Origin of the sequence: Tetragenococcus muriaticus DSM 15685, from assembly GCF_000423785.1 — a bacterium.
Taxonomy (GTDB): domain Bacteria; phylum Bacillota; class Bacilli; order Lactobacillales; family Enterococcaceae; genus Tetragenococcus; species Tetragenococcus muriaticus.
Genome location: NZ_AUIQ01000067.1, coordinates 1 through 10,033, shown reverse-complemented (window position 1 = coordinate 10,033; position 10,033 = coordinate 1). Strand labels below are relative to the sequence as shown.

Here is a 10,033-nt window from a genome sequence, read left to right as displayed (position 1 = left end):
CTTACAAATAGAGGTTTGTCGTAAAAATTTCAGGACGTTCAGTTCAGAAAAAATTGCGTTCATTTCATTTGGTAATTGATTTTTGATGTTTTTTAAGTGTATCATAAGAGCAAGAACTCCTTGTTTTTAGATTTGTCGTTAAATCCATTATAAAACAAAAGGAGTTCTTTTTGTATCCTTTGAACAAAAGTCAAGCGAACCATTATTTTACTATCAGCGTTGTTCTATCAAAGGGACATCATCATTTTGGGTATGCGAAACTTGAGTAATTAATATATAGGCCAAAAGGAGTATTGGATGATTATTACACTATTATCTATTATGTCAATTATATTACTGACGATGGGGATTATGCTTTGTGTAAAACAAACCATTTTCCTTTCACTAATTACAGAAAATGCACAAAACAAAGCCTTTTTACGTAGTTTTGGCTTAGTATTTATTGTTTTAGGCATTTTATGTTTTTTTATCGGATTGCTAAACCAATTAGAATGGGCGATTACGTTTTTATGTATAATGTTAGTTATTTCGGGGATTTTTAGCTTTTTACTTGCTAAAAAAATGCAATAGAAAATTTTATTTTAACTATAAAAAGGGTATAATAAAATTAGAGATAAAGAAAGGTCGTGATGTGATGTTACAACAATATCAAAGAATTATGGTCGCCGTCGATGGTTCCAATGAAGCAGAATTAGCATTTCAAAAAGCAATTAATATTGCCAACCGTAATAACGCCAGTCTATTGTTAGTTCATGTTATTGATACAAGGGCATTTCAAGACGTAAACTCATTTGGTTCAATGTTAGCAGAGCAGGCGTCTGATTTAGCTAAACAATCCTTATCAGAATATAGTGAAAGGGCTCAAAATGAAGGTGTGAAAGCAGTCGAAACAGCTATTGAATACGGCTCTCCTAAAGTCATTATCGCTAAACAAATTCCAGAGGATAAAAATGTTGATCTAATTATTTTAGGAGCTACTGGATTAAATGCAGTCGAGCGCTTATTCATTGGATCGGTATCTGAATATGTAACACGTAATGCGTTATGCGATGTTTTAATTGTACGTACAGATGCCGAAAACAATCTACCGGAAGTAGAAGAGAACTAAGTTAAACTTTAAGCTAAGCGGGTCCAAAAGACCCGCTTAGCTTTTTCCATTTTCAAATCATTCAAATGTTTGCCAAAAATGTTTCTGATAATGATGATACCAAAGGAAACTTCCGCTAATAAAAACGATGCCCACAACTAAATTCACACCTAGTACCGACAAAAACATCAAGGCAAAACTATACATTACTAATAAAATTGTACTCAAAAATACTGTTCCAATCATAGTAAATACTAACCCTAAATTACCAGTACCACGAGAAAATAGTTGATTAATTTCTGTCCAATTTACCAACAATAAACGATAATCTCGACGAAAATAACGTAACCCCATAAGATAACAACCGATCAAACCTCCACAAAGAGCACTTATCAAATGTAGTAATGGCATATGAAAAACTACTCCTACAATGACTATTACAACACTAATCAAAGTGAGTTGTAATAGATAAGCAAAGCGAAATTTTTCTTTTAAATAAACTTTTAGCGATAAGGGTAAAGTCTGAATAAATAAGAAATTTTCTTTATCTAAAGAGATAACATTCGCTATCAAAGACGTTTGGTTGATCATTATCATCGCAAGGGCGAAGCCACCCAAAAATGCCACGCCTAAAAATTGAATACCCATTGCGCTTAAGTCAATTCCTCCATTAAAGCCAAAACTAGCTATAAAAACAAGCGGCAATATAACAGAATTCAAAACTACTTGCATTAATAAGCTTGGATTACGGATTAATTGTACATGGTAATTAAAAAGTACTTGACGAAGGTTCTGGTTGGTTTTGTGTTTTCGTTTCGTGCTTGTACTTTCAGCTGAAACAACCAGTAATTGCTCATATAACTTAGGCAATAATAATTGTCTAAATAAAATAACCAAAAGCGCCACTCCTCCTACTAAACCAAAGAGACTTAATAATCCATTTGTTGTTAAAGGTTGCGTAATTGCATAGAAAAAAGGAAGTAAAAAGCCAATAGCAGGTCGATCGGAAACCATCATTTGTGTTTGAGTAGTTTGCCAATTCATCACCAAAATCCCCAGCACAGCTATGACGACGGAAACAATTAAAAGAATACTTGTCATCAGTTGTTTATGGCGTTTAAAAAGCTTCGTTTTGGCTAAACCAAATACAATAAAACTACAAATACTAAATATAACCCCTAAAAAGCAAGAGAATAAAAGTATAGCCCCTACAATGGCCCATAATATAAAAATATTTGATCGAATACCAGCGAATATAAATAAAACAAAAACAGGTAAAACGAGAGGGGTAATGGTTAGAATAGCTACGGCAATTTTAGATAAGAAAAGTTCACTTTGACGAAATGGCAACGGCAAGAAATTAGGTAAATCCTGGCTTTGAAAGAAAATATTATAAGTAACAGAAATTCCTTGAGAAAAAGCAATAATGCCAAAAAGCGCCATATAATAAGTGAAATATCCCGGCAATTGGCTAAAATCAAGGCCCAACATAGTAAAACCATAGATCAATAAAAAAAGCAAACCGGAGTAAAAATATTGCATAACTAAAGAACGTGTCAGTGAAGCGCCACTCTTGCCCTTTTCTCTATTTTTTGTCGTTTGTTGTGGGTTAGCATAACGTAAATTAACTTTAAGTAATTCCTTGAATCGTGTCTTATCCATCGTCTTCCTCCGCTTCAGAATCACTATTTCGCCCTGCCATTTTTAAATAAATAGACTCAAGCGATTCATTCGGAGACTGATTTAATAGCTCGGTTACTGTACCATTATAAATAAGTTCTCCTTGTTTGAGAATGGCGAGTTCATCACATAATTGTTGTGCAGTAGCTAAGTCATGAGTGGAAAATATGACGGTATTTCCTTCATCTGCATGCGTTCGCATCATTTGTTTTAAATCGTAAGCGGCTTGTGGATCCAACCCTTGTATGGGTTCATCCAAAATCCAGATTGCTGGATTTGAAAGTAAAGCCCCGATAATCATCGTTTTTTGTCGCATTCCATGTGAAAAACTACCAATTGTTTCATCTTGATGTTCTTCCATATCAAAAAGTTCAGTATACTTTTTTAAACGTTGCTCTTTTTGCGAATCAGATAAAGTAAAAGCTGCTGCCATCAGGTCCCAATATTCAGCAGCTGTCAATTGTAAAAACAAATCAGGTGTATCTGGAACATAGCCAATTTTTTCTTTAATCTGCAAACGGTGCTGTGTTAATTTTTGCTGATCCACAACAATTTCTCCCGATGTAGGATCAACAATACTCACTAAACTTTTGATTATTGTTGATTTACCTGCACCGTTATGTCCCAGAAATCCAAAAATTTTCCCTTCTTCTATGGTTAGATTTACATCAGATAATGCTTTAGTTGCTCCATATTCTTTACTTATCTCTTTTAATTCAATCATTCGTTCAACTCCTTTTTTCTTATTTACCATAATTAAAAAAGTGTTGCAATATTTTGTTATTTTTTCATTTTATTTAACGTAAAAAAAGTGGAACTTAAATAACTGAAGTCCCACCTTTTTATCAAATAAGATATTTTCTTAATGTATGAGCAATTCCATCCTCATTATTGGATAGCGTCGTTTCATCAGCCGCTTGCTTTAATTCATCTGTAGCGTTATCCATCGCTACACCAACTCCTGCGTATTCAACCATCGCTTGATCATTTTGTCCATCGCCAAACGCTAATAATTCTTCTTGTTTTATTCCTAATTTAGGTAATGTAGCAATCATTGCTTTAGCTTTAGTAATACCCAAATCAGTAAATTCAAAGTAAAAAGGAGCAGAAAATAACGCGCTAACCTGTCCTTCAAAGGGTTGCATCATTTCTTTATAATGTTGTTTTAAATAGTCCGGGTCCGCAGCCACTAAAATTTTATGTAAAGGAAAATCGCAAAAACCTGCAAGATCATTTACTTCACAAAGCTTATACCCACCAGCTCTTGCTTCATATTCAATAATGTTTGTTTGCTCCCCATTGTCTAGTTGGATTTTATTATGATAAACATCATTGACATACATATAATCCTGATGACAAATCATGGGCTTTACATCAAAGTTTTTCAAGTGTTCTAATATAGCTTTAGACATCTCAAGTGACATACGTTGTTCAAATAATACTTCATTTGTTCGATAATCTAAAACATGAGCTCCATTAAATGAAAGGCCTATTCCATCATAGTTTTCCATCGATAGTTCTTCAGCGTACTTGAACAACCCAGGAGTCGGTCTGCCAGAAGCTAATATAACTTTAATTCCTTGCTTTTGAGCTGTAACTAACGCTTCTTTGGTTTGCTCTGTTATTACTTTCTCATCATTAAGCAAGGTTCCATCCATATCCATTGCAATTGCTTTAATCGTCATTGTTTCCCTCCATTTTTCTAACTCTATTTATAGTAGCGGAAAAACAGAATGGTTGCAAATTTTCTTAAAAAAAGACTGAACTGAAAAGTCCAGTCTCTTAGGAAATAAAAAAATTTTATTGTTGGCTAATTACTTGCTTATCTTCTTCTGCCAATTCAAAATTAAACACGTCTAAATTTTGTTGCTGACGCTCTTTATTATGTGATTTAGGGATTACTACTACCCCTCGTTCAATTTGATAACGTAAGATGATTTGAGCCCAAGTTTTATTATATTTTTCAGCAATTTTATTCAATGCTTCTTTAGCTTGATCACTTACTCTTGTTAAGGGCCCCCAAGCTTCTGGAATCACTTGGTGCTCTAAAGAGTAATTAATAATTTCGTCATTCCATTTTCCAGGATGTGACTCTACTTGGTTGACTGCTGGCTTGATTCGCCCATTTTCAATCAAATAATCAAGTTGTTCTTCATTAAAGTTAGAAACACCAATAGCTTTCAACGTCCCTTTATCAACATAGCTTTCTAAGACGCGCCACATAGATAACATTTGCTCAAGATTATCCCATGGATGATGGATTAGATACAAATCAATATAATCTGTATTTAAGGCTTGTAGGCTTTGTTCGACACCCTTTTTTACTGCGTTCTCATCAGCATAATATTCTTCTCTACCTGGAATTTTAGAAGTAATAAAAAACTGGTCGCGTTCTTTCTTGCTTTCTTGTAGTGCTTTTCCTACTACTGATTCATTACGATAAGAAATCGCTGTATCAAAATGACGATAGCCTACATCCATAGCCATCAAAAGTTCGGAAGTATCTCCATTAATATCTCCCATATAATTGCCGTCTACTTTACCAAATGTATTGGTACCGCTACCGATAATAGGCAATTGTATTCCTGTATTTAAAGTAACTGTTTCCATATAAAAACCTCCCAACTATTTCTACACTTCTTAGTTTACTAGGACTTTAAAAAAGCAGCAAATAAAAAGGATGAATGAGCACAATTAAAGTTTATCCTTTTTGGAAGCTATTTTTATACCTATTTTGTAATTTTTCTTTATGCGAATTCATAATCTCTTCTAAAGAAATATCATACTTATCTGCAATAATGAAAAGATTATCCAATACATCGCCTAATTCTTCCGTTAAATTTTCAAGCTGTTGTTCATGCCCCATCTTATTTTCATCCGGTCGATCGCGCCCAATTTCTATCGTTCGAATCGCTCGACACACTTCGCCAACTTCTTCTGAAAGAAAATTTGCTCGAATAAATGGTTGATATTCATACCAGTTTCTTTGCTTATAAAATTGGCTAATCCACTGTTGGTAACTTTTAACATCCATACAATCGCTCCTTACTATTTTGTCCTATCCGTTTAAAAATTTTTATTATATACTAAAGAAGTATAACAAACGAACTCTAATTTTTGTAAATTAACATAATAAAAAGAGGATAGGTGAACTTTTTTGAATGTAACCGTTTACTGTGGTGCTAGCCAAGGAAACTCGCCATTTTATAGTCAAGTAGCAAAAAAATTAGGCGATTGGATCGCACAAAATAATCATACACTCATCTATGGTGGTGGAAAAGCTGGAATGATGGGGAAATTAGCTAATACTGTTTTAAAGAAAGGAGGACAAGTTATCGGTATTATTCCTACATTTCTTAAAGAAAGAGAACTCGCGCATAGTGACTTGACTGAAATAATCGAAGTGAATTCTATGGCAGAAAGAAAACAAAAGATGTTAGACTATGGCGACGCATGTATCGCATTACCTGGTGGACCTGGTACGTTAGAAGAAATTACTGAAGTAATCTCTTGGTCAAGAATTGGTAAAAACCAGAATCCTTGTATTGTTTATAACGAAAACAATTATTATGACGCGCTTAAAAATATGTATGACACCATGGTAAACCATGACTTTTTAACTCATAGTGATCGAAACGCTATACTATTTTCTAATGATCTGACACAAATTGAGATCTTCATTCAAAATTACAAAACCCCTGAAATAAGAAGTTACTCCTAAGGAGGTAAATAGGATGACAATCAATGCTAACCTTTATTTAAGTAATGAAAAAGCAGAAATCACTTTAGTTGATATTGATAGCAAGATAAATATCTTTTATTCGCAAGACGCTCTTGTTTATGATGAAATTGGTTTTTTCCTATTATATAAAGGAAAGCAATTTCAAGCGATTCATTCTACTTTAAATGAGGAACTTATCTCAAAAGCGGATCATTTTATTCAAATTATCCCTCCAAAAAGTTTAGATATTTCTCATTTGTCTCAGCGTCTATCTGAAATAATCCAAGAAAATAATGTATACACATTATTAGGAACTCACTCAAATCAACCTTTGTCAACTGACAGTTACTTAGCCATACTCTCGTTACTTTTAAATAAATTTGGTTTTCTTCTTACTTCAAAGAAAAAAACATCAGCTAAACCCCAGCACCGTTGGAAACAAGCATTAAGTGAAGTTGAGTTTTTTGTCAATGATTTTGACAGTCAAGCAACAATTATCTGGCAAAAACGCAATGAAATGTTAATCAAAAAAGGTGCACAATTACGCAAAGAATATAAGCTTAATAGAGATGGTACTATTGGCTTAAACGTTCGTATGGGGACACAACTGCGCGAGGAGCAAAAAGATAAACTACAAATCTTTGTTACAACAGAAGATATTATTTTAAAAAGCGTAAATGAAGTGGGGTTATTTCTCTATTATGGCGGAACCAATAGTTGGCTCATTTTGAAGGATAAAGACAATAAGACCATTGATGAATGGTCCAAGTAAAATTGGTAATAAAAACCCTCCGCTACTAAAACGTAACAGAGGGTTTTTAGTTCATTATTTATTATCAGGATCCGGGCCAGTACCCGCAGTTCCTTCTAACCCATCAATAGCTTGCATATCTTTGTCGCTTAATTCAAAGTCAAAGATTTCCGTATTTTCAATAATACGATCCTCGTGTACTGATTTAGGTAATGGCAAAAATCCGTGTTGTAAGCTCCAACGTAACACAATTTGTGCAATTGTTTTATTATAAACATTAGCCAGTACATTTAACTCAGGAACATCGAAAATTTTCCCAGTACCTAATGGGCTATAAGCTTCACTTAAGATGTCGTGTTCTTTATTATAAGCAACCAAGTCTTTTTGCTGATCACTTGGATTTAAGAAAATTTGGTTAGCAACAGGTTTGATATTGGCTGTTTCCAGTAAAGCATCAATATGGTGGCTAAGAAAGTTTGAGACACCTAATGAACGTATTTTTCCTGCATAAACAGCTTCTTCCATTGCTTGCCAAGTGCCTGCGTTAGCTTCTTTCCAATGATCTCGAAATTCACTAGGGTTTGGCCAATGGATTAAATATAAATCAATATAATTTAAGCCAAGTCTTTCTAACGATCCATCGATTGCTTCTTTTGCTAAATCATAAGAATGATTTGCGTTCCATAATTTAGTAGTAACAAATAACTCTTCTCTTGGCACCTCGCTTTTCGCAATTGCTCGCCCAACAGATTCTTCATTTCCATAAATTGCTGCTGTATCTATATGACGGTAACCAGCGTTTAAAGCTGACAAAACAGAAGATTCAGCTACTTCGCCGTCCGGTGTTTGCCACGTACCAAAACCTACTATAGGAATTTCTACGCCATTTGATAAAGTATACGTATCTGTTAAGCTCATTTAATCTCCTCCAATTTTTTGATCTTATAAAAAGCATAAGATGCCAACTGAGGAATGTCAACTTATAAGGATTTTCAAAAAACATTTGGTTCATATTATTTAAATGGCTAATACAGATCTTTCATTCCTCCGATAGTTCAATCATCTCTCGTATCATATTTAATAGAACATCTCGCTTTTTTGACCCATTGACTTTAGTTAGTAATTGGTAAATTTCTGATTCTTGTTCATCTAATTTTAAAAATTCAAAAAATTCCGCAGGTGTAACTCCTAGTGCAACAATAATTTTGTTTATTGTATTAAGACTATAATTCATGCCTCCTGATCATAGCTAATTTGTTGGATTACCAACATTCATTCAATTTATTTGTTAAAATAGATGCAAGGTTTCTTACGGTAAGACCATTACAATCGTGCACTTATTGTTGCATAGGAGGATTCTCATGTACAAATCACAACCTTACATCCAAATTTCTTTTGAAGATTTCAACCAGCCTTTAGGGCTTCATATGAACCCAGACAACCGTTGGATAAAAAAAGCAGAACAAATCCCTTGGAGTGAATTAGAAAAAGATTATGCCAAAAACTTTCCTAATCCAAAAGGCAATGTGGCCAAGTCGCTACGTATGGCATTAGGGGCGCTTTTAATCCAAAAAGAATATCACTACAGCGACGAAGAAACCGTGGCTCAAATCCAAGAGAATCCTTACTTGCAATTTTTCGTGGGACTCCCTGGCTATCAGGAAGAAGCGCCTTTTGAAGCTTCCTCCATGGTTCATTTTCGTGAGCGTTTGGATGAAGTCACGCTGATGGAAATTAATGAAAAAATCTTAGCCTACAATCCAAAGGATGACAATGATCCAACACCACCTACAGACGGTTCCAATAGTGGAACACTGACATTGGACGCAACTTGTGCGCCCCAAAACATCAAATATCCTACGGATACGGAGCTATTAAATGATGCACGAACACATGCAGAAAAGATCATAGATCGCCTTTGTAAAGATAACCAATGGAAGAAACCAAGAATTTATCGGCAAGTGGAAAAGTTTATCTCAATATCGTCCGTCGTAAGAAAAAAGCCAAGAAATGGTTACGTCCACAAATTCGTAAAATGCTAGGATTTGTCAAACGTGATATCAAAGTCATTCAAAAATTTTTAGCCCAAGGGGCTCATTTAACGGAACAACAAGCAATTTGGTGGGAAACCATTCAAAACATTTATGAACAACAACGTTCTATGTATGACAATCACACCCATTCTGTACCAGATCGAATTGTTAGTTTCCATCAACCCTGGTTGCGTCCCATTGTGCGGGGAAAGGCCAAAGCTTCCGTCGAGTTTGGCGCCAAATTTGACATGAGTCTTGATCAAGGCATTGCCCGCCTAGAATATAGCAGTTTTGATGCTTATAATGAGTCAGACATTTTAGTTTCTACGATTCGTCGTTACCATGACCGACATGGCTACTATCCCGAACGCGTCTTAGCAGACAAGATTTATCGGAATCGAAAAAATCTCAACTATTGTAAACAGCGAGGCATCCGGCTATCGGGGCCTGCGCTGGGACGGCCGAAAAAGAACGAAGTCCGTGATAAAACAATCGATGATCAAGACAACGCGGATCGTGTCGCTGTCGAACGTGGCTTTAGCCAACTAAAGGGTTGTTTTGGCGCCGATTTGATAACAACCAAACGAAAAGATACCACGCTTTCAAGCATTGCTTTAAGCGTTTTGGCACTCAATCTGTCTCAATTGACGACAGATTCTTTGCGTCAAATTTTGTCCAGCCCCTTCAAAAGGAGGCAAATAAAAAATCGAACGTTTTATTTTAGCTTTTTTACAAAATTCATAATTATTCAGTAGGCATTA

At 34.9% G+C, this 10,033-nt stretch carries 13 protein-coding genes; 6 read left to right on the top strand and 7 right to left on the bottom strand.

Annotated features, from left to right (window positions below):
- The first annotated feature begins 297 nt into the window (after positions 1 to 297).
- Positions 298 to 570 carry a hypothetical protein gene (locus tag G577_RS0109095; protein WP_028790934.1) on the top strand — a complete coding sequence of 91 codons (273 nt, stop codon included), beginning with the start codon at positions 298 to 300 and terminating at the stop codon, positions 568 to 570.
- 64 nt (positions 571 to 634) lie between these two features.
- Positions 635 to 1,108 carry a universal stress protein gene (locus G577_RS0109090; protein ID WP_028790933.1) on the top strand — a complete coding sequence of 158 codons (474 nt, stop codon included), beginning with the start codon at positions 635 to 637 and terminating at the stop codon, positions 1,106 to 1,108.
- Positions 1,109 to 1,165: 57 nt separating this feature from the next.
- Here the strand turns inward: G577_RS0109090 and G577_RS0109085 are convergent, their stop codons facing one another.
- The 5 genes from G577_RS0109085 to G577_RS0109065 all read right to left on the bottom strand — a co-directional run bounded on the left by G577_RS0109085 (position 1,166) and on the right by G577_RS0109065 (position 5,801).
- A complete protein-coding gene (locus tag G577_RS0109085) occupies positions 1,166 to 2,749 on the bottom strand; it encodes an ABC transporter (RefSeq protein WP_028790932.1) in 1,584 nt (527 codons plus the stop codon).
- On the bottom strand, positions 2,742 to 3,491 hold the full coding sequence (locus G577_RS0109080; protein ID WP_028790931.1) for an ABC transporter ATP-binding protein: 750 nt from the start codon (positions 3,489 to 3,491) through the stop codon (positions 2,742 to 2,744). The genes G577_RS0109085 and G577_RS0109080 overlap by 8 nt, the downstream gene beginning before the upstream one ends.
- 121 nt (positions 3,492 to 3,612) lie before the next feature.
- Positions 3,613 to 4,452 (bottom strand): Cof-type HAD-IIB family hydrolase, encoded by an 840-nt coding sequence (locus G577_RS0109075; protein WP_028790930.1) that lies wholly within the window; start codon positions 4,450 to 4,452, stop codon positions 3,613 to 3,615.
- Positions 4,453 to 4,567: 115 nt separating this feature from the next.
- A complete protein-coding gene (locus tag G577_RS0109070) occupies positions 4,568 to 5,377 on the bottom strand; it encodes an aldo/keto reductase family protein (protein WP_028790929.1) in 810 nt (269 codons plus the stop codon).
- Between the two features lie 91 nt (positions 5,378 to 5,468).
- The gene (locus tag G577_RS0109065; RefSeq protein ID WP_028790928.1) at positions 5,469 to 5,801 is read right to left on the bottom strand and encodes a MazG nucleotide pyrophosphohydrolase domain-containing protein; all 333 of its coding nucleotides are present in this window, start codon (positions 5,799 to 5,801) and stop codon (positions 5,469 to 5,471) included.
- 123 nt (positions 5,802 to 5,924) lie between these two features.
- Between G577_RS0109065 and G577_RS0109060 the strand changes: the two genes are divergently transcribed.
- The gene (locus tag G577_RS0109060; RefSeq protein WP_028790927.1) at positions 5,925 to 6,488 is read left to right on the top strand and encodes an LOG family protein; all 564 of its coding nucleotides are present in this window, start codon (positions 5,925 to 5,927) and stop codon (positions 6,486 to 6,488) included.
- A 13-nt stretch (positions 6,489 to 6,501) separates the two neighbouring features.
- Positions 6,502 to 7,260: a hypothetical protein gene (locus tag G577_RS0109055; protein WP_028790926.1), complete on the top strand. Its 759-nt coding sequence runs from the start codon at positions 6,502 to 6,504 to the stop codon at positions 7,258 to 7,260.
- A 54-nt stretch (positions 7,261 to 7,314) separates the two neighbouring features.
- On the opposite strand, the gene G577_RS0109050 is transcribed toward G577_RS0109055, so the two are convergent.
- Both G577_RS0109050 and G577_RS11405 read right to left on the bottom strand, forming a co-directional pair.
- Positions 7,315 to 8,157: an aldo/keto reductase gene (locus G577_RS0109050; RefSeq protein ID WP_028790925.1), complete on the bottom strand. Its 843-nt coding sequence runs from the start codon at positions 8,155 to 8,157 to the stop codon at positions 7,315 to 7,317.
- A 121-nt stretch (positions 8,158 to 8,278) separates the two neighbouring features.
- The gene (locus tag G577_RS11405; protein ID WP_038027703.1) at positions 8,279 to 8,473 is read right to left on the bottom strand and encodes a hypothetical protein; all 195 of its coding nucleotides are present in this window, start codon (positions 8,471 to 8,473) and stop codon (positions 8,279 to 8,281) included.
- A 127-nt stretch (positions 8,474 to 8,600) separates the two neighbouring features.
- On the opposite strand from G577_RS11405, the gene G577_RS12500 reads away from it, so the two are divergent.
- A complete protein-coding gene (locus G577_RS12500; protein WP_244869459.1) occupies positions 8,601 to 9,281 on the top strand; it encodes a transposase in 681 nt (226 codons plus the stop codon).
- The gene (locus G577_RS12495) at positions 9,173 to 10,027 is read left to right on the top strand and encodes a transposase (protein ID WP_244869458.1); all 855 of its coding nucleotides are present in this window, start codon (positions 9,173 to 9,175) and stop codon (positions 10,025 to 10,027) included. The genes G577_RS12500 and G577_RS12495 overlap by 109 nt, the downstream gene beginning before the upstream one ends.
- Positions 10,028 to 10,033: the final 6 nt, after the last annotated feature.

Excerpts from the sequence above, each read along its gene's own strand:
- G577_RS0109095 (WP_028790934.1), top strand. The coding sequence starts at position 298 with ATGATTATTACACTATTATCTATTATGTCAATTATATTACTGACGATG.
- G577_RS0109090 (WP_028790933.1), top strand. The coding sequence starts at position 635 with ATGTTACAACAATATCAAAGAATTATGGTCGCCGTCGATGGTTCCAAT.
- G577_RS0109085 (WP_028790932.1), bottom strand. The coding sequence starts at position 2,749 with ATGGATAAGACACGATTCAAGGAATTACTTAAAGTTAATTTACGTTAT.
- G577_RS0109080 (WP_028790931.1), bottom strand. The coding sequence starts at position 3,491 with ATGATTGAATTAAAAGAGATAAGTAAAGAATATGGAGCAACTAAAGCA.
- G577_RS0109075 (WP_028790930.1), bottom strand. The coding sequence starts at position 4,452 with ATGACGATTAAAGCAATTGCAATGGATATGGATGGAACCTTGCTTAAT.
- G577_RS0109070 (WP_028790929.1), bottom strand. The coding sequence starts at position 5,377 with ATGGAAACAGTTACTTTAAATACAGGAATACAATTGCCTATTATCGGT.
- G577_RS0109065 (WP_028790928.1), bottom strand. The coding sequence starts at position 5,801 with ATGGATGTTAAAAGTTACCAACAGTGGATTAGCCAATTTTATAAGCAA.
- G577_RS0109055 (WP_028790926.1), top strand. The coding sequence starts at position 6,502 with ATGACAATCAATGCTAACCTTTATTTAAGTAATGAAAAAGCAGAAATC.
- G577_RS0109050 (WP_028790925.1), bottom strand. The coding sequence starts at position 8,157 with ATGAGCTTAACAGATACGTATACTTTATCAAATGGCGTAGAAATTCCT.
- G577_RS11405 (WP_038027703.1), bottom strand. The coding sequence starts at position 8,473 with ATGAATTATAGTCTTAATACAATAAACAAAATTATTGTTGCACTAGGA.
- G577_RS12500 (WP_244869459.1), top strand. The coding sequence starts at position 8,601 with ATGTACAAATCACAACCTTACATCCAAATTTCTTTTGAAGATTTCAAC.
- G577_RS12495 (WP_244869458.1), top strand. The coding sequence starts at position 9,173 with ATGGAAGAAACCAAGAATTTATCGGCAAGTGGAAAAGTTTATCTCAAT.